The organism is Dyadobacter sp. CY345, assembly GCF_021502725.1.
Taxonomy (GTDB): domain Bacteria; phylum Bacteroidota; class Bacteroidia; order Cytophagales; family Spirosomataceae; genus Dyadobacter.
Map to the genome: position 1 here is coordinate 870,424 of NZ_JAKFFS010000001.1, position 18,994 is coordinate 889,417.

Here is an 18,994-nt window from a genome sequence, read left to right on the forward strand (position 1 = left end):
CATACCGTTGAGCCTAAAAGTAGTTATTTTTGCAGACAAAAAGTAGAAAAACTTTCGATTATAACAAAAGAGGGCTGATTTACAGCCCTCTTTTGTTATTCAGCGGTTATTTTTATTGGGCACCGTTCCCATACATGTTGAAAGCGGCAAGATGTTTCTGGAAAATTGCCTCGTATTTTTTCGCGGCAACTTCCTGCTTCGCTTCACGACATTCATGGACAATCGTTTGCAAAATGTAAAGATCAACCTGGCTGTCGCGACGTTTCGTCGTCGGATTTTCTTTGGACCATGTCAAGTTTTCATCTGAGCGGGAAGCCATCGTTTCAGCAATTTCAAGCGCTTTTTTGTTTTCTCCTAAATCGAATAATGTTCCGATAAAATTAGAAGAAATTTGATCATATGGAATACTCTTATCAGGCATCACGGCCAAAGCCCTATTCATTGCTTTTTTAGCTTCTTCAATTTTTCCATCGGCAATCAACTGACCAGTTAAACGAAGGAAAGCGATACGGGCAGTAAAAATCGGAGAACCAAGATAAGTGTTGTCGTAATAAGTATTCGGGTTATCCAGATCTCTCCAGAACATTTTAGTCATCAGATTATTATACATCACTGTGGAGTTGACATAACCATCCGTAGCACCTGGCACTTTTACAGGAAGCAAACGGTAGGCATATCCTTCCAGCTGCATATATTCTTTCAGGTTAAGGTAGCTTGAACCACCCAAAGTTGAAGAGAAATAGATCGGGCGCTTCCAGTCATTGGTTGCGATCATATCCAGCATCATCAGATCTGATTTGTACAAATCACCTTTACCAACCGTCCAGCTAATCGAATCGCTCAAATAAGGAAGAAGGTCGCTCTTGATAATGTTCATCTTTTTGATCGCTTCTGTATCAACAGGCAGGAATAAAACAGAAGATGGCAGGATAGAAGTCATGTCGCCGCTTGTCAACGGTACCTGAATCGCCTTATTTTCCTGCTTAACAAGACCCATATATTCCTTCAAATTAATTCCGTCCTTTACACTTGGAATTTCGTAGAAAGGAACAATATCATTTTTACCAAAAGCATAATTGTTTTTATCCAGTGAAATCGGAAGTGCTTCTGACAAATACGTTTTACGTTTCATCTGATCGATGTACCAGTCAGTACCAAGCAAGCTCAGGTTACAAACACGAACGTCAGTTCTGAATCCTTCCACTTCCTGAACATACCAGAGAGGGAATGTATCATTATCACCGCCTGTGAAAAGAATTGCATTCGGCGCGCAGGAATTAAGCAGGTTTTTAGCGAAATCCACTGAGTGATAACGATGATTTCTATTGTGATTGTCCCAGCCTTTCGCTCCCATGATAAGCGGAACAATCAAACTCAGACCTGTCGCAACGCCGGCACGTGTCACTGCACTTTTGACAAACTTATTCAAACCGTCAGCCAAAGCAATTACACCAAATCCGATCCACATACAGAAAATGTAAAACGATCCTACATAGATGTAATCACGCTCGCGAGGTTCGGTTGGTGGCGAATTAAGATAAATTACAAGGGCAACACCCGTAAGGAAGAACAGCAAGCCCAGGACCAGTAAGTCGCGCTGACGACGGAAATACATTACCACAATTCCAAAAAGACCCAAAATGAATGGGAGCATGAAAAAGTTGTCATGCGCTTTGTTATTTTCAATAATTGACGGGAATTTCGTAAACGCATCCCATGGAAGCAGGTTTCCTGCACCTTCTTCGTCACTTTCACGGCCAACGAAGTTCCAAAGGAAATAACGCCAGTACATATGCCCGATCTGATAGGAGAACATGAAATGCAGGTTATTACCCATCGTTGGTTTTTGGCCTTCTGCCAAACCTGTCATTTGCTGATAAAGCTGCGGATGGCCTCCCTGCGTACTGTACATACGAGGCAAAAGCATGCTGCTTCCCGGCTCATATTCATATTCCGGACGGTAATCATAAATTGTATATTTTCCATCCTGTTTGCGATACATCGGCGCACCACGTTTTTGATTGATCGGACGGGAAACGAAGGATGGACCAAAAAGCAAAGGACGGCTTCCGTATTGCTCTCTTTTTAGATAAGATACAAAACTTAAAACGTCGTTTGGATTATTTTCATTGATTGGAGGATTGTATTCGGCACGTACTAAAACCATCAGGTAACATGCATAACCAACCAAAATAAAGGCAAGAGAAAGGAGCCCTGTGTTCAAAAGAACCTTTGCTTTTTTCTGAGAATAAATAATTCCCCAGACCAACGAGCCGAGGAAAAGAATAATAAAAAATATTACACCGGATTTGAATGGAAGTCCAAGACTGTTGACAAAGAATATTTCAAACTTTCCTGCCATACTCGGCAAACCCGGAATAATACCCGAGTTGATAATCGCGAGAATTACAAGACCGCCAACAAAGGCGACAATACCTCCTAAGGCCGTTGGTTTTGGATATTTTTTGAAATAATAAACAAGAGCAAGCGCAGGTATCGTAACAAGGTTAAGCAAATGGACACCAATTGACAAACCTACCAGATAAGCCGTGAAAATCAACCAGCGGTTTTCGGCAGCAGGATCTTCGATTCTTTCCCATTTGAAAACAGCCCAGATAACGATCGCTGTAAAGAATGATGACATTCCATAAACCTCAGCCTCAACAGCTGAAAACCAGAATGAATCGGACCAGGTATAAGCCAGCGCGCCAACAACGCCTGAACCCATCAACAGGATAATGTCACCTTGGGTCAACTCTTCATCATTTTTGCCGATCAGTTTACGAGAAAGTAAAGTGATTGTCCAGAAAAGAAAAAGAATCGTAAATGCACTGCTTAAAACCGAAACCATATTCACCCAGTAGGCAACATTGGTAACATCGCCAAAAGCAAACATTGAGAATAATCTTCCGATCAAAAGGAAAAATGGAGCTCCCGGAGGGTGAGGTACCTGTAATTTAAATGCGCAGGCAATAAATTCGCCGCAATCCCAAAAGCTGGCCGTTCGTTCAACGGTGAGGGCGTATGTTAGAAATGCAATTGCGAAAACAATCCAACCCGTAAGGTTGTTGGAACGGTTGAAACGGGTCATTATAATAATTTATGGTTATAAGTTTACAGTAAGTTCCAAAAGTGAAGACGGACAAAAACGGCCGCAATACTCCAAAAAATAGCTGCATATTTAATCGGTGCCTCAAAATTAGCAAAATAACCTCAACGGCAAGGGTTAGGCACTCTTAAAAAGTGTTAAACAAAATACCTCCGACAGCTTTTGACCATAAAATTATAGCCGGTGCGTGTCGGAGGCATATGAATGGGGAAATTATTGTATTGTTAAACTTTATAAAATATCCATTTGGCGAGCTCTTTGTAAGTTACTTTTTTTCCATACATCAAAATTCCTACCCGATAAATTCTGGAAGCGACCCAGATTGTTCCGATAAAACCGAGCACTAGCAATACCATGGAAAGCGCGATCTGCCAGGCTGGTACACCAAAAGGAATTCGCACCATCATGATGATCGGCGAGGTAAACGGAATCATGGATGTCCAGAATGCCAGAGTTCCGTCAGGATCTCTAAGTACGAACTGTGCGAAAACAAAGGAGAAAATAATTGGTAGTGTGATGGGGAGCATAAATTGCTGGGTATCCGCATCATTATCCACAGCGGCGCCGACTGCTCCAAAAAGTGCGCTGTAAAATAAATATCCTCCCAGATAGTAAAACAAAAAACATCCAATAATGAGGGGAATGTTAAGACTATTAACTGCTCCCAGAACTTCCGCAACCGGATTATCCACGCTTCCGCCCGGCATATTAGATGCTGGCATACCATTCTGCATTTTGCTCATTTCATGCTGAATCTGCTGAGAGTCTTCCGGCATTTTCGACTTTAACACCGTAGTAGCAAGAGCTGTTAAAGACACGGTCAGGAAAATCCATAATACAAATTGCGTCAGACCAACCAGCGCGACGCCGATGATTTTGCCCATCATTAACTGATATGGTTTCACGGAAGAAATAATCACCTCGACAATCCGGCTCGTTTTTTCCTCAGTCACGCCACGCATTACCTGCGTTCCATAAATGAATACCGACATGTATATGAGAAATGCACAAATTCCGCCTATAATTGTTGCGGCTCCTGAACTGCTTGTTTTTTCACCTTCATCGCTAAGGCTGATGGTTTCTGAACTCACATTGACCCTGGAATCTTCCAGAATTTTGTGCGTTATGCCAGCCTGGGAAAGTTTAATATTTTCTATTTCTTTTTCAATGACCTTTTCAATTTCCGATTTCAGGTCCATGCTCACGTTTTTCGCAGCATAAATGCGAACGCTTTTTGGAGATGCAATCACATTCGCCGGAATATACACGAGCGCATTGGCCTGACCATCCTTAAACTGAGCTTTGGCGGAATCGATTGAGCCTTTTACGTAAGAAAATTTCAGTGATTCGGAATCTTTAAATTCATTGGTGAAAAGTCCGCTTTCATCAACAACCTGTACGGTTTTGCTGTCAACAGAACTGACAGCCATCCAGATAACCAAAGCGTAACCGCCCACAAAAAGCACGGGAGCAAGAATTGTCATAATTAAAAATGACTTTTTCTTAACCCTGACCATGTATTCTCTTTGAATTACAAGTAATATATTTCGCATGTTTTTAATTTTAGAGAGTAGTTGAAGTGGCGAACGTGGCCGGTTTAAGCTTCCGGAATTTCGTTAACCGCACGCATGAAGATGTCGCTCATGGTTGGAATGTTTTCGCCGAAAGCACGAATTTCTATTTTCGGTAAGAGATCAGTCAAAAGTTCGTTTGATGTCACCGAAGCTGGCAGATGAATATTAGTTCGCAGATAATCATTTTCCAGCAAAGTCGTATTTTCAAGCTGATACTTATGTTCAAACGTGTTTAGCTCACCGCGATATTCAACAAAAAATGTATTGGTCTTAAATTGTTCTTTAATAACTTGTTTAGGCCCGTCAAGTACTTTTTTAGCTCTGTGAATCAACGCGATGTTGTCGCAAAGTTCTTCAACAGTTTCCATTCTGTGCGTTGAAAAAATGATTGTGCTGCCTTTTTGTTTCAATTCCAAAATCTCATCACGAATCAGATTGGCGTTTATCGGGTCAAAACCAGAGAACGGTTCATCCAGAATGATCAGCGCTGGCTCATGCAGGACGGTTGAAACGAACTGCACCTTTTGCTGCATACCTTTTGAAAGATCCGAAACGCTTTTGTCCCACCAGGTTTTGATGTCAAATTTAACAAACCAGATTTTCAGTTTTTCCATCGCCTCGCTTTTGCTGAGGCCTTTCAGTTGTGCCAGATAAAGGAGCTGTTCGCCCACTTTCATCTTTTTGTACAATCCGCGTTCTTCGGGAAGATATCCGATTTTAGATATATGTTTCGGACCTAACGGTTCTCCATCAAAGAAAACCTGACCGGAATCGGGCCCGGTTATCTGGTTGATAATCCGGATCAAAGATGTTTTTCCCGCTCCGTTCGGGCCGAGAAGCCCGAAGATGCAGCCTTTTGGAATATTGATACTAACATCATCCAGAGCACGATGATTTGAGTAATCCTTCGTAATGTTTTGTACTTCAATAATATTCATTCTTGTATAGGGTAATGGCCTGAACTGCGAATTATCCGCAATTTCTGATGAAGATAGCCAGACTATTTTAATCTGCGTTCCAAAGATGCAAAGTATCGCAGCCTTTACAAAAGCAGAAACTGACAAATGTACGATTATGCGGATTAGTGGTAAAAAGAAAGAGTAAGCAGAATTTTCCGCTTACTCTTTAAACCTAAACAGGTGTTTTTACAAAATATATTTTTCCCTGATTTGAAATAAAACCCAAAATCCGATTAATCCGCTGATAATGGCGGAGAGAAGTGCAAGTTGGACAAGGCTGGATATCAAGCTTAACAGCAATGCGTAATACATAAGATTCCATCCGGCTTTTTTTCGTGCGCGAAGCGGGGTGAAAGCCATCAGATACATAACCGCTATGATAGTTGCAATAAATAATGAGATGTACATCATAAAACCACTGCCGTAAGCGACAACTCCGATACCGATAGCCGCAGTGCCGATACCAAAAGCGGTCAGAAGCCCGAATAACATAAAAATAGCTATAAAGAGTATCAGGTACGGGCCATATTTTACAAGAAATTCTTTAATGTCGTCTGGAAAAGGAGGGAATTTGCCTAGAAAGATTGGTTCTAATTCATTTTCGAGAATAAGTTTGGGACCCATTAAAAGAGGATGTTTAAGAAGTAGATAAACAATTGATTATTTTTAGAAAGCTAAAAAAAATAATACAAATATTCAATTAAATCGTCCAATGTATAGAATTAATTTTGCGAAATGATGAATTTGTAAACAACTTTAATGCTAGCGTTTATCCGAATTTAGCTAAGTTTACCAATCCAAACTGTTACGTCATCTCCAAAATTCTTTTATGAAGAACAAAATTACTATTGTAAATCTGGCTCTTATCACGATTGCTGCGCTTGCCACAGTACTTAATGCCTATCAGATTATTTCAATTTCAACAGACATTTTAGTAGGGCTTCGGTGGACAGCGATAGCAGGACTGATCGTTTTGGCAGTTATTAAAAGAAATTTAACGACTTCCATTCTTATTTCCATGGTTGTCGGAACAGAAATCGGATATGATTTTCCTGAAATTGGAACTGGTCTTCACTTTCTGAGACAAATTTTCCTGCAAATGATCAAAACGGTAATCGCGCCGCTCCTTTTTGCAACGCTGGTAACAGGTATTGCAGGTCATTCAGACTTGAAACAGGTGGGGCGAATGGGTTGGAAATCGCTCGTATATTTTGAAGTTGTCACCACATTTGCGCTTTTAATCGGTTTGTTTTTCGCTAACTGGTTCAAACCGGGTGCCGGAATTATTCCTCCTGCAAACCTGAACGCGGCCCTTCCAAAAGTTGCTGACCAAACCTGGCAAGACATTATTGTCCATTCATTTCCTGAAAATATAGCCAAATCCATTTACCACGGGGAAGTTCTTCAGGTAGTAGTTTTTAGTGTGCTTTTTGGAATAAGTTTGGCTTTGATTCCGGCTGTTAAGAAAGAGAAATTTGTTGCGGGAATCGAAACACTGGCGGAAGTGATGTTCAAATTCACAAAGATCATCATGCTTTTTGCTCCGATCGGTGTGGGTGCTGCTATTGCTGAGACAGTCGGCCACATGGGTATTGATGTATTAAGAAATCTGGCATTGATGCTTGCAACACTTTACTGTGCACTTGCTGCCTTTATCTTGTTGGTTTTCGTTCCGATCATGTTATTTGCCCGTATCCCGATTATTAAATTTGTTAAAAATATTTTTGAACCGGTTTCAATTGCTTTTGCCACGACGAGCTCGGAATCTGCTTTGCCGAAAGCAATGGAAAAAATGGAGAAATTTGGAGTGCCGCGTCAAATTGTTTCCTTCGTTATGCCGACCGGATATAGTTTCAATCTGGATGGATCCACGCTTTATCTTTCTTTGGCCACTGTATTCGTCGCGCAAGCTACCGGAACAGAAATGTCAGTAGGACAGCAGCTTTCCATGGTTTTCTTATTGATGTTAACCAGTAAAGGCGTAGCCGGTATCCCTCGTGCGACATTGGTAATCTTACTTGGAGCGATTGCAAATTTCGGAATGCCAGAGTGGCCGGTGTTGCTTTTGATGGGTATTGACGAGCTTATGGATATGGCGCGTACTTCTACGAACGTAACCGGAAATTGCCTTGCTACGGCTGTGATTGCGCGTTGGGAAGGCGAACTTGACGATGAGAAAATGCAGTTGTCAGATAAGGTGGTAGAAGAAGAAGTAATCGCTGCCTGATTTTGACTATTAACTGAACAAAAAAAAACATGTTTACCGTATACGGAATTCCAAACTGCAACACTGTTAAAAAAGCAAGAACCTGGCTTGACGAGAAGGGTATTTCTTATACCTTTCATGATTACAAAAAGAAAGGGATCAGTACTGAGAAGATCAACAGCTGGTTTCAAAATTATTCCTGGGAGAAACTGGTTAATAAGGCTGGAACTACCTGGAAACAATTGTCTGACGAAGAAAAGGCAGCTGTGATCGATGAAAAGTCAGCTGTGGATCTGATGATTACAAAAAATTCTGTGATCAAAAGACCTCTTGTTGAAGATGCTTCTGGTAAGGCAGTAGCGCTTGGTTTTTCAGAAAAAGAATATGAAGAAATTTTCTTATAGGTAACTAAAAGTTATAAAGTTATTGCTCTGGCGGACGGCATTATTGCTGTTCGCTAATTTTTTGCGATAAAATCATAAGGAGCTGAGGAAATGATAGTATAATTTGTAATATATTTCTTTACTATGTAACCTTAACCTCCCTAACAAATGCTGCTTGAAAATTCATTTGAACGCCTGATTGCAGAGCGTGTGAAAGCCATTGATGCAATAGCCTCCCAACTTCCGGTCATTGTTATCATTCAAAAAATTGCAGATTTTTCGGTATTGTATATGTCTCCGAAAGGGCTTGACTTACTTGGTATGACGCTGTTGGAGTTACAGGAAATAAAGGCAGAATATCAACATCGATTTTTCAATATAGAGGACTCAGAGGAGTACTGGCCAAAATTCAGGAGCTTATTGCTTGAAAATAATATGGATCAAAATCTTTCTTATTTACAGCAGGTAAAACATAAAGATCGTGTAGATTGGGCCTGGTATATCAGCGCTACAAGAATTTTCTTGCAAGACGAAACAGGAGCTCCGTTTTTAATGATTACAACGGCGACGGCAATTGATGACATGAAACACATGCCCTCCAAGGCTGAGCGGCTTTTGAAAGAAAATAATTTTCTCAGAAATAACTATCAAAAGTTTTCTATGCTGGGTAAAAGAGAAAAGGAAATTTTAAAAATGGTATCGCTGGGATATAGCTCTCCGGAAATTGGAGATAGATTACATATTGCCTCTGCAACAGTAGACGCTCACAGGAAAAATATTAAACGAAAACTGGCAATTAGTTCCTATTACGACTTTGCGGAATATGCCAGGGCTTTTGATCTGATATAGTTTTACAAGCCAAAAAATGAGTGAGCCCGTTGCCAGCCTCACTCTATAAAAGATGTCAGAGATATTTATTTAACACGGCTCCGCGCAGCTTCCAAAGTTTTTTGTTTATTCTGCAAGTCAATCAACGAATTATCAGCTTCCAGCTTTTTCTTTTCCAACTCAGCGCGCATTTCGATCAGTTTTCTTTCTGTTTTTTCTATTTCTTTTGCAGTGTTCTCGTTATCCTTGGTCTGTTTTTGATAATTTTTTTCGGACGATGTGAAAATTTCATCAGCCACACGTGCTTCTTCACGAACACCTGCATAATCCGAAAAATCTTTTAAAATACTTTCTGCATTTTTATAAGAATCATCCGAGGCATTAGTAACATATTGTCCATTGACGTAAAGAGCCAGAAATACCTGCGAAAGATCTTTTCCTGAATTAATCTGGCTTGTAAGCTGAACCGGCGCATTTGATACGGACGGAATGGATGCTTTTTCAATACTGTAAATTCCGCGTTTGCTCTTCACCTTACCAAATCTGTCGAGATAACTTTCCCAATACTTGCTGAGATATTTTTCAGGGATATTCTGGTTCAGATTTAAACCGAAATATTCCTGCTTATCAATCGTTTGTTTGCCCGGAGAAATGGTTTGGGCCCTTAATGAAATTGTTGTCAATAACAGCGCAACAGCCATGATTGAACGAATTCGAAGTTTCATTTTCTCAAAAATTTAAAGTCAAAAATTGAATGGACATTTATAGTTTTTTTGTTACAACTACTGTCTTTTTCTGATTAAAAAGTGTTGTAGCAAAGAGGTAGATATTACCACCTTCTTTAAGACGCCACTTTTTTCTCAGGTCATCAATTTTTGCAGGAAAATTTCTAAGGGTCAGATTTGCTTTATTGTCGGTAACATAAGTATTGATTTCTTTCGCGTCTGGTTTAGAAACGCCAATTATTTCAAATATCCGGCCGGGAAAATCGGAGACAAGTTTGTCGGAAGTATACAAATGGCTGTGAACCGCGAGTTTTTTTACCCCGAAAAGAGCACCGAGATACTTGAAAGCACCTGCTTTTAAAACAGCTGGATGAGGTTCATATAAATAGGCAAGCGGTTCGCAGAGCTCAATCTCTGCTTCCCGCTCCTGTTTTCTGGTAAAGGCAACGCTGCTAATAACCTTACCCTCAGCATTAATGATCTGTGATTTTATAACCAGGTCCTCTTGCCCGAAATTTTTATCAATATTGAATAGTAATTCTTTACACTCATGGTCGTAGCCCATGACATGTATCTCTTTCACAAATTTTAATTCCTGCGCCGCCAGGTCAATATCGAGCAGCGGTGAGGTTTTTAATAAAATGTTAGACGTATGCTCAAATAGAGTGGGTAAGTGAAATTTAATATCGGGCGTGCAGTCTGATAATAAAACCACCTTTTGTCTGTTGGCATCTCTGCGCGCCGGATCTGCGTAAATCCAGTCAACTTTATCGAATGTATTTGAAAGCGAAGCGATTGAGTCCTGATTATGGACTGAAATGCCTTTTGCATTTAGTAAATTAAAATTATAAAATGCTGTCTTCGCAACCTCTTCCTGCTGTTCGAAATAATGCGTTTCTTCGAAATTTTTGCTCAGATAAAAAGAATCAACGCCCATTCCGCCAGTGATATCAACAAGCGTTTTTCCGGAAATAATGGATGATTTATATTTGGCAGTTGCCTCCGAAGAGCATTGTTCAACGGATAATGCCGGCGGAAAAATCAGCTTGTCAACGGCTGACCATTCCGGTAATTTTTTAGAAGCTTTTTGGCGCGAGAGAATTTGGGCGGCTAGTTTTTTTACATCCAGTTCTTTAAACTGAGCTGATTTCAATACCAGTTTGGTTACGTCTTCATGCTTGTATTTTTGTATAAAATCAAGTTCAGCTTCACTGAAACCAATATTGGGTATGTTATTGTTCAATAAATTCTCGTCCATTAGCGCCTGCATTAACAGGTATTAAATCCTGTTTTAATACCGAAAGTACTCTTTTTTTATTTATAAAAATTCCTCTTGAAAGTTGTCATTACCCAGATTCCTTTGAACCAGAGGGATATATGCTGGTTCTACACTTTTCCATAAAAATCGGTCAAATGATTCAGTTTTGTTTTAAGTTGGACGAACCAAATGAAAATTATAAATTGTCGGTTATTATAGCAATTTCCTAAGTTAACCTTTTTAAATCATGAGAATTAAGACCTTTGAAGAGTATCAGGTTGCCTACCAGCAAAGTGTGGACGATCCCGAAGGTTATTGGGCCGAAGTCGGTCAGCAATTTCAATGGCGCAAACCTTGGAAAAAAGTTTTAAGCGGTGATTTCTCCGAAGCAAGCATAAAATGGTTTGAAGGCGGTGAGTTGAACATTACCGAAAATGCGCTGGATCGGCACCTTGCTGAGAAAGGCGATCAGCCTGCTATTATCTGGGAACCGAACGATCCGGATGATCAGGCTGTAACCATAACTTACCACGTTTTATATGACCGCGTCTGCCGTTTTGCCAATGTTTTAAAGAAACACGGGGTGAAAAAAGGTGACAGGGTATGTATCTATCTGCCAATGGTTCCGGAGCTTACCATTGCAGTTCTTGCGTGTGCACGTATCGGAGCGGTTCATTCAGTCGTTTTTGGTGGTTTTTCTGCAAAATCAATCGCAGATCGTATCAATGACGCAGAGTGTAAAATGGTTATTACATCAGACGGCGCTTTCCGCGGACCGAAGGTGATACCAATGAAAGAAACAGTGGACAATGCGCTTGATCTTTGTAAAACGGTGAAAAATGTGATCGTCATGACACGGACACGGACACCGGTTTCCATGCTGAAAGGACGCGATTTGTGGTGGGAAGAAGAGGAGAAAACGGTCGATTCGGTTTGTCCCGCTGAGCCGATGGATGCAGAGGATACACTTTTTATTTTATATACTTCCGGGTCTACCGGAAAACCAAAAGGGGTGGTACATACGATCGGTGGGTATATGGTTTTCGCAACTTATACTTTTGCTAATGTTTTCCAGTATGAGCCGGGAGAAATTCATTTTTGTACGGCCGACATTGGCTGGATTACCGGACATAGTTATATCGTTTACGGACCACTTTGTTATGGCGCCACATCTTTGATTTTTGAAGGTGTTCCAACTTATCCGGATGCTGGCCGTTTCTGGCAGATTGTTGCAAAACACAAAGTGAATATTTTATATACTGCTCCGACTGCGATTCGTTCGCTGATGAGTTTTGGATTATCTTACGTGAAAGATAATGATCTGTCATCCCTGAAAAAACTTGGATCTGTCGGGGAGCCGATTAACGAGGAGGCATGGCATTGGTTTAAAAATAATATTGGAAAAGGTCTCTGTCCGCTGGTGGATACCTGGTGGCAGACGGAAACTGGTGGGATTATGATCTCGTCAATGGCTGGTGTAACTCCCGAAAGACCTACATACGCGACTTTACCTTTACCAGGTATTCAGCCTGTTTTGGTTGATGAAAAGGGTGAAATTATTGAGGGTAACGATGTCAGCGGAAATCTTTGTATTAAATTCCCATGGCCGGGAATTATCAGAACTACCTACGGAGATCATGAGCGTTGCAAGCAGACATATTTTTCAACCTATCCCGGAATGTATTTTACGGGTGACGGATGTTTGCGCGATGAAAACGGAAATTACCGAATCACTGGCCGTGTGGATGACGTCATGAATGTTTCCGGACACCGGATTGGCACTGCGGAAGTTGAAAATGCCATCAATATGCACCTTGGTGTTGTTGAATCAGCCGTTGTTGGTTATCCGCATGAGATAAAAGGGCAGGGGATTTATGCATATATTATCACAGAAAACAGACCTGATGATCCTGAAATGATGCGCAAGGATATTGCTGCAACTGTGTCTAGATTGATTGGGCCAATCGCCAAACCGGATAAAATTCAGTTTGTTGCAGGTTTGCCAAAAACACGGTCCGGGAAAATTATGCGTCGTATTTTGAGAAAAGTTGCAGAAGGAGAAATGGGCAGTTTGGGAGATACTTCGACTTTACTGGATCCTAATGTTGTTGAAGAAATCAAAGCAGGCGCTTTGTAAACTATAAATGGCAGATTATTTGGGAGTTTTACTCTGAATAATCTGCCATACTTTAAGCTGTTTTTTTGTCGGTACTGCACCCGCAGCCTTTGCCGCATCCGTTGCTGCTATCGAACGATTTCCAGATTTTCCATCCTACATAGCCCGCTGCACCAAGAAAAAGTACGAAAATAATCAATTGCTGTATCATGTTTTAAAAACAGATATTTAGGACCAATTGTTCCGTGCCGCCAACTGGAAAGCATGCTGATAATGATGCTCGCTATGCCATGCGTAATTGGCAATAACCGCATCCAGGCGGTTAACGCTTTGGTTGGCCGGGTGCACGTAAGTCCGCGCAAGATCGTCATCACTTAATGAGTTCAGCAATAATACCCAGCGCAAATGAATATAGCGCATCAGCTGCAATGACAATTCCACAGGTGCCTCTTTTGCATCCGGCAGTTCAGCCCAAAGTGCTTCCTCATAGGGTTTAATTGTTGGATTGTCTTCCGTTAACGCCAGTCGAAATCTAGTATATGCGTTCATGTGGCTATCCGCAACATGATGGACGAGTTGACGAACGGTCCAGCCATCAGGCCGGTATGGCGTATTGTATTTATCATTGTCCCAACCGCCCAAAAGATTAATAAATTTTGATGGCAAAGCACTGATAATCTGGATATTAGTTTTTATTTCTGCTGGTGTATAGCTTTCCTTGGGTGTAAATCGGCCGATCGGAAAACGTAATTGTTCAAGTTCCATGGTTAATATCATTTTGTAGTAAAAACGAGCCTCGAAACTGGGCTCCTTAAAAATAAACACAAATTAGAAATTCTCTTTAATCGTGGCGACCAGCTCGGCGTGTCCGCCAGCTGCTGCAATAATGTCACCGCCAAAAAGATAATTGTCTCCTCCGTTAAAATCGGTTACTGTTCCGCCGGCTTCTTTGATCAGTAGAACACCTGCGGCCATATCCCAGGAATTGAGATTATATTCATAAAACCCGTCAAAACGTCCTGCCGCAACATACGCCAGATCTACCGCCGCGGCACCCATTCTTCTGATACCATGCGTTTTTTGCATAAGCAGTTCAAGAATGTACATATAGCGTTTTTGCTTTTCAAATTTATAATAAGGAAACCCGGTCGCGATCAGACTTTCCTGTAAAGATGCAACCTTTGAAACGTGTATTCTGGTGCCATTACACCAGGCACCACCGTCTTTCCATCCATAAAAAATTTCATCAAGGCTTGGTTCATGAATTACGCCAGCGAGCAATTCCTTGCCTTTTGCAAGTCCGACACTGACGCAGTATACCGGAATTCCATGAATGAAATTTGTGGTGCCATCCAGCGGGTCAATGATCCAGTTGAGCGCTTCCGGATCTGGTTCAATTCCGGTTGTTCCTTCCTCTGTGATAAAACTGGCTTCGGGTAATAACTTGCTTAATCCGGCAACCAGCATCCTTTCTGCTTCCTTATCCACGTAGGAAACAAGATTGTTTAATTCTTTATATTCAATTTTTTCTCGTGAAAAAGATTTGGCTTCACGTTGAATAAACGCGGACGCCTGTCTAACAATTTCAATGGTCTCTCTTGTGAGCAATTCCAGATCCATGCGTGTACTATCCTTTTTGCGGGATTTTAGAAAGTGAATTATTCATGTAATAAATCCTGATAATGATGATAAGCAATATCGGAATTACTACCAAATTATGTTTTACCAAATTAGCGGTCGCTGCCATAACCAGCACAGCATAAAAGATTAGCACAAACTGAAACCATGCTGGTTTTTTATTTTCTGAAATATACCAAATGAGCGGCAACCAAAACGGAAATGCCCAAAGTATGTCGTAATTCCAGGTTGTCACACCATGATTTGTCCCAAACCAAAGCAGTAAAATCAGCCAGCCGACCAAGCCAACAATAGTAAAAAGAATTTTATCGAATGTAAAGTTGACCTGTTCTTTTTTTGTCTGATAATAGGTATAAGCTAAAACCAATACAGCCAACGCCCAGAAGAAAACCATCGGCGTGAGCCATTCTTTCTCGGTCACTGGGGCGGCAACAAACAGATCTCTTGTCGAAGCTACAAGCGGCACGAGCTGATCGCCCACCTTTATTTTAGAATCGTCGAAAGCACTGCTCAAATTATCAGGCAAAAAAGTCGCTTGGGCTGGCGTGGCAATGTCGTCCGACGGTGCTCCGATTGCAAGGTCCATCCCAAAATCTGACCATGGTTTTTGCTTGTATGCATACTTGTCGATCCACTGGCGGAAGCTGAGTGTATCTTTGGTATATCCGGGAAATTGCAAACTATCGCCCACGGCAGCTTTCAGGACGTCAACCATCCTGGTTGAGCAATTGTCGTAGAAAAATTTGTATTGATATTTTCTGTTTTGCGGCAAATAATTTGTTTCAAGAACATTATATAATTTCTGTTTCTGACTCGGCGACAGATTTAAAACCTGCTCCTTGATCGAACGGTTTTCCTCCTGCCAATAGGGAGCCTGCTGTGTCAACGGAGCGACGGAAAGTGTATAGGGCAGAGTTCCTCTCAAAAATTTCACATAAAAATTTCCCTCCTTAAAACTGAAAGTTCCATAATTATATGCATTATCCAGGCCCGTGACAGGATCGTAAATCCATAATACGCTGTGGCCAAATCCTGAATACAATTCTTGCCCGGGACCGATCGTGACCAAGCTGATTTTAGCCTGAGGGCTCAGCGCACCAAATTGTGCAAAGGATTTTTCGCTCGAAAAAGTGAGCGCAAAAAAAAGTACAAGACAAAAGGCTGTCTTTTTTAACAAAGCAGCAGCGGAATGGAAGGTCATCCGATCGTAATTTTTAATAGAGGGTTTCAAATTTTCTATATTAGTTTTCATCGTCGTAATCGGAAGATTTTTTCTTCTCATCAGGTTTTCCACCGACAATAATCACAATTTCACCTTTCACTGTTTTTTCTGAAAAATAGGCTATTATTTCTTGAACCGTTCCTCTGACAGTTTCCTCATAAATCTTAGTAAGTTCGCGGCTTACACAGGCCTGTCTGTCGGGTCCGAAATATTCTGAAAACTGTTGCAAGGCTTTTAGCAAACGGTGCGGAGACTCGTAAAATATCATCGTCCTGTCTTCATTCACAAGATTTTGCAAACGTGTTTGTCTTCCTTTTTTATGTGGTAAAAATCCTTCAAAAGTAAACCGGTCGCTCGGTAATCCTGAATTAACCAAAGCCGGAACGAAAGCAGTCGGACCGGGTAAACACTCGACAGTGACACCATATTTGATACATTCCCTTACCAACAAAAAACCCGGATCAGATACCGCTGGCGTTCCCGCATCAGAAACAAGCGCCATCGTTTCACCTTTCAGCATTCTTTCGATGATTCGTGTAATACTTTGGTGCTCATTATGAATATGATAGCTGTGCATTGGCTTGCTGATGCCAAGATGTTTCAGCAAAGAACCAGAAGTTCTGGTATCTTCTGCCAATACGACATCAACACTTTTTAACACATTGATTGCACGAAGTGTAATATCTTCAAGGTTGCCAATTGGCGTAGGTACTATGTAAAGTTTCATTTAATGTTTTTTGTTATAATTCGACTGTGTCGACAGACTTTTCCATCCGACAGTCAGGGATCGGGACAAAAAGCTTTAAGCCATATCGGCGTAAATCGCATCTATTGATTCTGCCAGATGTTTGTCTTTATCCGTTACTTTATCTCCTGCATCATGCGTTGAAAGCTCAAATTCAACCTTATTATAAGCATTTGACCACCAGGGATGATGATCCAGACGATCTGCAACACCTGCTACTTTTGTCATGAATGCAAAAGCAGCGTTAAAATCTTTAAAAACGAAAGTACGTTTTAATTTATCATCTTCTTCTTTCCACATGGTTTAGTAGTTTGTTTCGATAAGTATTTACTTTTTAAAAACCCGGTATTCAACGTGCTCGTCAGGGAAATTCGCTTTTACGCAGTCAGTAGTTTCAATAAAATATAGGCTACGGTCCCTGAAATATCCATTCCCGGTCATTTTGGTAGCACCGCAGTCATCTTCGCCAGCTCCGCGGTCATAAGTAAAATTCAATCCGGTCAGATCTATACTGAAATAATGAGCAAAAGGACGGATTTCCGTCACTGTATATTTTGTTTCAGTATTTTTCTCAATATTAATTAATACCGAAACAGAATCGGTCAGAGATTTATTAAAGGTTTTATATCCTTCATAAGATCCTGTTAAACCATTATTTACCAGTCCATTATCAATTTCTGGTGCCGCCTGATCTTTATCACTTTTGCAGTTAAAAGCGAATAGTAAAACGAAAAGCAGAATAATATTTGTTCTATGCATGAGTAGTAAAATCATTAAGTGAACGAATATACTAGCTTAAATGCTCATTTTAAATTTTTGCAGGAAATAGCCGTTTCGGCTGCAATCAAGTATATTTGAACTTTTAAGTTGTAATATCCGTCAGATCAATATAATCTGATTAAGCAACAGAGAATCAATTAAAATTATTATGAAAGTAGAACTGGTTCGCGTGAATGATGCATTTCATTTTGAAGGCACAGGATCATCAGAAGTGAAAGTACATACCGATGGATCTCCTGAAATCGGAGGGCATAATCTGGGTGTAAGGCCGATGGAGTTGCTGCTCATGGGTTTGGCAAGCTGCAGCGCCATTGATGTCGTTTTGATTCTTAAAAAGCAGAAGCAGGACATCACTGATTTTCGCGTGACGGCAGAGGGCGATCGCGTGCAGGAGGAAGATACGAAGAGAAGTCCTTTCCGCAATATTCACCTCATTTTCAAATTTGCAGGAAACGATCTGGACGAGAAAAAGATTGACCGCGCTATCGCATTGTCTATGGAAAAGTACTGCTCAGCTACCGCACAGCTTGAACCGCTGGCAAAAATTACGCATAGCGTTGAAATTGCGACGGTATAATTAACAGATAAAAAACACCGGAAGGGTTTTTCCGGACAATATTTAAAACATGCAGCAATACCACGATTTACTTCGTCATATTCTTGAAAACGGAGTTCGTAAAACGGACCGCACCGGAACGGGCACGATCAGTGTCTTTGGTTATCAAATGCGCTTCAATCTGAAAGATGGTTTTCCGCTTGTTACTACCAAAAAAGTGCATACGAAGTCGATCATCTATGAACTGTTATGGTTTTTGAAAGGTGATACCAATATCAAATATTTGAAAGACAACGGTGTTTCTATCTGGGACGAATGGGCCGACGAGCGCGGTGATCTAGGTCCTGTTTATGGAAAACAATGGAGAAGCTGGGAAGGCGCGAACGGGAAATCTTTTGACCAATTGAAAGAAATCCTAAACCTTTTAAAAAACAGCCCTGATTCGCGTAGAATCATCGTTTCTGCCTGGAATCCTTCGGAGCTTTCGATGATGAAACTTCAACCTTGTCACGCCTTATTCCAGTTTTATGTAGCTCCTCCAGATTTGGAAGCAGGAGAAACAAAAGGGAAGTTGTCTTGTCAACTGTATCAGCGGAGTGCAGATGTATTTTTAGGCGTTCCGTTTAACATTGCAAGTTACGCGCTATTGACAATGATGATCGCACAGGAATGCGATCTTGATCTGGGCGATTTTGTCTGGACCGGAGGGGATACGCATATCTATGTGAACCATTTGGAACAGGTAGAATTGCAGCTCAGCCGCGAATTTCGCTCATTGCCTCAGATGGTGCTTAACCCTGAGGTAAAAAGTGTTTTTGATTTTGAATTTGAGGATTTCTCTCTGGAAAACTACAATCCATGGCCGGGTATCAAAGCACCTGTTGCCGTTTAAAGG

Annotated in this window: 19 protein-coding genes; 6 read left to right on the forward strand and 13 right to left on the reverse strand. The window is 41.0% G+C overall.

Annotated elements, in window-relative coordinates; all coding sequences use genetic code 11:
- Nucleotides 1-112 precede the first annotated feature (112 nt).
- The 4 genes from L0657_RS03645 to L0657_RS03660 all read right to left on the reverse strand — a co-directional run bounded on the left by L0657_RS03645 (nucleotide 113) and on the right by L0657_RS03660 (nucleotide 6,266).
- Nucleotides 113-3,091, reverse strand: coding sequence for a DUF2723 domain-containing protein (locus L0657_RS03645; RefSeq protein WP_235149036.1), 2,979 nt, complete (start codon nucleotides 3,089-3,091; stop codon nucleotides 113-115).
- Nucleotides 3,092-3,333: 242 nt separating this feature from the next.
- A complete protein-coding gene (locus L0657_RS03650; protein WP_235149037.1) occupies nucleotides 3,334-4,662 on the reverse strand; it encodes an ABC transporter permease in 1,329 nt (442 codons plus the stop codon).
- Nucleotides 4,663-4,706: 44 nt separating this feature from the next.
- Entirely contained in the window at nucleotides 4,707-5,621 is a 915-nt protein-coding gene (locus tag L0657_RS03655; protein WP_235150424.1) for an ABC transporter ATP-binding protein, read from the reverse strand.
- 207 nt (nucleotides 5,622-5,828) lie between these two features.
- Nucleotides 5,829-6,266: a hypothetical protein gene (locus L0657_RS03660; RefSeq protein WP_235149038.1), complete on the reverse strand. Its 438-nt coding sequence runs from the start codon at nucleotides 6,264-6,266 to the stop codon at nucleotides 5,829-5,831.
- A gap of 205 nt (nucleotides 6,267-6,471) precedes the next feature.
- Between L0657_RS03660 and L0657_RS03665 the strand changes: the two genes are divergently transcribed.
- The 3 genes from L0657_RS03665 to L0657_RS03675 all read left to right on the forward strand — a co-directional run bounded on the left by L0657_RS03665 (nucleotide 6,472) and on the right by L0657_RS03675 (nucleotide 9,080).
- Nucleotides 6,472-7,869: a dicarboxylate/amino acid:cation symporter gene (locus tag L0657_RS03665; RefSeq protein ID WP_235149039.1), complete on the forward strand. Its 1,398-nt coding sequence runs from the start codon at nucleotides 6,472-6,474 to the stop codon at nucleotides 7,867-7,869.
- A 29-nt stretch (nucleotides 7,870-7,898) separates the two neighbouring features.
- A complete protein-coding gene (locus tag L0657_RS03670; protein ID WP_235149040.1) occupies nucleotides 7,899-8,252 on the forward strand; it encodes an ArsC family reductase in 354 nt (117 codons plus the stop codon).
- Nucleotides 8,253-8,399: 147 nt separating this feature from the next.
- Nucleotides 8,400-9,080: a helix-turn-helix transcriptional regulator gene (locus L0657_RS03675; RefSeq protein WP_235149041.1), complete on the forward strand. Its 681-nt coding sequence runs from the start codon at nucleotides 8,400-8,402 to the stop codon at nucleotides 9,078-9,080.
- A 65-nt stretch (nucleotides 9,081-9,145) separates the two neighbouring features.
- Here L0657_RS03675 and L0657_RS03680 read toward each other — a convergent pair whose 3' ends face one another.
- Both L0657_RS03680 and L0657_RS03685 read right to left on the reverse strand, forming a co-directional pair.
- Nucleotides 9,146-9,784, reverse strand: a complete 639-nt coding sequence (locus L0657_RS03680) for a hypothetical protein (RefSeq protein WP_235149042.1) — start codon at nucleotides 9,782-9,784, stop codon at nucleotides 9,146-9,148.
- Nucleotides 9,785-9,821: 37 nt separating this feature from the next.
- The gene (locus L0657_RS03685) at nucleotides 9,822-11,042 is read right to left on the reverse strand and encodes a THUMP-like domain-containing protein (RefSeq protein ID WP_235149043.1); all 1,221 of its coding nucleotides are present in this window, start codon (nucleotides 11,040-11,042) and stop codon (nucleotides 9,822-9,824) included.
- 247 nt (nucleotides 11,043-11,289) lie between these two features.
- Between L0657_RS03685 and acs the strand changes: the two genes are divergently transcribed.
- Nucleotides 11,290-13,179 carry an acetate--CoA ligase gene (gene acs / locus L0657_RS03690; RefSeq protein WP_235149044.1) on the forward strand — a complete coding sequence of 630 codons (1,890 nt, stop codon included), beginning with the start codon at nucleotides 11,290-11,292 and terminating at the stop codon, nucleotides 13,177-13,179.
- 52 nt (nucleotides 13,180-13,231) lie between these two features.
- Here the strand turns inward: acs and L0657_RS03695 are convergent, their stop codons facing one another.
- The 7 genes from L0657_RS03695 to L0657_RS03725 form a co-directional block, all read right to left on the reverse strand.
- The gene (locus L0657_RS03695; RefSeq protein WP_235149045.1) at nucleotides 13,232-13,369 is read right to left on the reverse strand and encodes a FeoB-associated Cys-rich membrane protein; all 138 of its coding nucleotides are present in this window, start codon (nucleotides 13,367-13,369) and stop codon (nucleotides 13,232-13,234) included.
- 17 nt (nucleotides 13,370-13,386) lie between these two features.
- Nucleotides 13,387-13,923 carry a YfiT family bacillithiol transferase gene (locus tag L0657_RS03700; protein WP_235149046.1) on the reverse strand — a complete coding sequence of 179 codons (537 nt, stop codon included), beginning with the start codon at nucleotides 13,921-13,923 and terminating at the stop codon, nucleotides 13,387-13,389.
- A 63-nt stretch (nucleotides 13,924-13,986) separates the two neighbouring features.
- Nucleotides 13,987-14,778: an inositol monophosphatase family protein gene (locus L0657_RS03705; RefSeq protein WP_235149047.1), complete on the reverse strand. Its 792-nt coding sequence runs from the start codon at nucleotides 14,776-14,778 to the stop codon at nucleotides 13,987-13,989.
- A 7-nt stretch (nucleotides 14,779-14,785) separates the two neighbouring features.
- Nucleotides 14,786-15,997 (reverse strand): DUF4105 domain-containing protein, encoded by a 1,212-nt coding sequence (locus tag L0657_RS03710; RefSeq protein WP_235149048.1) that lies wholly within the window; start codon nucleotides 15,995-15,997, stop codon nucleotides 14,786-14,788.
- A gap of 40 nt (nucleotides 15,998-16,037) precedes the next feature.
- Nucleotides 16,038-16,745, reverse strand: a complete 708-nt coding sequence (rsmI, locus tag L0657_RS03715) for a 16S rRNA (cytidine(1402)-2'-O)-methyltransferase (RefSeq protein ID WP_235149049.1) — start codon at nucleotides 16,743-16,745, stop codon at nucleotides 16,038-16,040.
- 75 nt (nucleotides 16,746-16,820) lie between these two features.
- Nucleotides 16,821-17,063 (reverse strand): 4a-hydroxytetrahydrobiopterin dehydratase, encoded by a 243-nt coding sequence (locus L0657_RS03720; protein WP_235149050.1) that lies wholly within the window; start codon nucleotides 17,061-17,063, stop codon nucleotides 16,821-16,823.
- A gap of 27 nt (nucleotides 17,064-17,090) precedes the next feature.
- Nucleotides 17,091-17,522 (reverse strand): hypothetical protein, encoded by a 432-nt coding sequence (locus L0657_RS03725; RefSeq protein ID WP_235149051.1) that lies wholly within the window; start codon nucleotides 17,520-17,522, stop codon nucleotides 17,091-17,093.
- 169 nt (nucleotides 17,523-17,691) lie between these two features.
- Here L0657_RS03725 and L0657_RS03730 point away from each other — a divergent pair, with 169 nt between their 5' ends.
- Both L0657_RS03730 and L0657_RS03735 read left to right on the forward strand, forming a co-directional pair.
- Nucleotides 17,692-18,120: an OsmC family protein gene (locus L0657_RS03730; RefSeq protein WP_235149052.1), complete on the forward strand. Its 429-nt coding sequence runs from the start codon at nucleotides 17,692-17,694 to the stop codon at nucleotides 18,118-18,120.
- Between the two features lie 49 nt (nucleotides 18,121-18,169).
- Nucleotides 18,170-18,991 carry a thymidylate synthase gene (locus L0657_RS03735; RefSeq protein WP_235149053.1) on the forward strand — a complete coding sequence of 274 codons (822 nt, stop codon included), beginning with the start codon at nucleotides 18,170-18,172 and terminating at the stop codon, nucleotides 18,989-18,991.
- Nucleotides 18,992-18,994 lie beyond the last annotated feature (3 nt).

Bases quoted from the DNA above. Each gene is read 5' to 3' on its own strand.
- L0657_RS03645 (WP_235149036.1), bottom strand. From the start codon at position 3,091: ATGACCCGTTTCAACCGTTCCAACAACCTTACGGGTTGGATTGTTTTC.
- L0657_RS03650 (WP_235149037.1), bottom strand. From the start codon at position 4,662: ATGCGAAATATATTACTTGTAATTCAAAGAGAATACATGGTCAGGGTT.
- L0657_RS03655 (WP_235150424.1), bottom strand. From the start codon at position 5,621: ATGAATATTATTGAAGTACAAAACATTACGAAGGATTACTCAAATCAT.
- L0657_RS03660 (WP_235149038.1), bottom strand. From the start codon at position 6,266: ATGGGTCCCAAACTTATTCTCGAAAATGAATTAGAACCAATCTTTCTA.
- L0657_RS03665 (WP_235149039.1), top strand. From the start codon at position 6,472: ATGAAGAACAAAATTACTATTGTAAATCTGGCTCTTATCACGATTGCT.
- L0657_RS03670 (WP_235149040.1), top strand. From the start codon at position 7,899: ATGTTTACCGTATACGGAATTCCAAACTGCAACACTGTTAAAAAAGCA.
- L0657_RS03675 (WP_235149041.1), top strand. From the start codon at position 8,400: ATGCTGCTTGAAAATTCATTTGAACGCCTGATTGCAGAGCGTGTGAAA.
- L0657_RS03680 (WP_235149042.1), bottom strand. From the start codon at position 9,784: ATGAAACTTCGAATTCGTTCAATCATGGCTGTTGCGCTGTTATTGACA.
- L0657_RS03685 (WP_235149043.1), bottom strand. From the start codon at position 11,042: ATGGACGAGAATTTATTGAACAATAACATACCCAATATTGGTTTCAGT.
- acs (WP_235149044.1), top strand. From the start codon at position 11,290: ATGAGAATTAAGACCTTTGAAGAGTATCAGGTTGCCTACCAGCAAAGT.
- L0657_RS03695 (WP_235149045.1), bottom strand. From the start codon at position 13,369: ATGATACAGCAATTGATTATTTTCGTACTTTTTCTTGGTGCAGCGGGC.
- L0657_RS03700 (WP_235149046.1), bottom strand. From the start codon at position 13,923: ATGGAACTTGAACAATTACGTTTTCCGATCGGCCGATTTACACCCAAG.
- L0657_RS03705 (WP_235149047.1), bottom strand. From the start codon at position 14,778: ATGGATCTGGAATTGCTCACAAGAGAGACCATTGAAATTGTTAGACAG.
- L0657_RS03710 (WP_235149048.1), bottom strand. From the start codon at position 15,997: ATGACCTTCCATTCCGCTGCTGCTTTGTTAAAAAAGACAGCCTTTTGT.
- rsmI (WP_235149049.1), bottom strand. From the start codon at position 16,745: ATGAAACTTTACATAGTACCTACGCCAATTGGCAACCTTGAAGATATT.
- L0657_RS03720 (WP_235149050.1), bottom strand. From the start codon at position 17,063: ATGTGGAAAGAAGAAGATGATAAATTAAAACGTACTTTCGTTTTTAAA.
- L0657_RS03725 (WP_235149051.1), bottom strand. From the start codon at position 17,522: ATGCATAGAACAAATATTATTCTGCTTTTCGTTTTACTATTCGCTTTT.
- L0657_RS03730 (WP_235149052.1), top strand. From the start codon at position 17,692: ATGAAAGTAGAACTGGTTCGCGTGAATGATGCATTTCATTTTGAAGGC.
- L0657_RS03735 (WP_235149053.1), top strand. From the start codon at position 18,170: ATGCAGCAATACCACGATTTACTTCGTCATATTCTTGAAAACGGAGTT.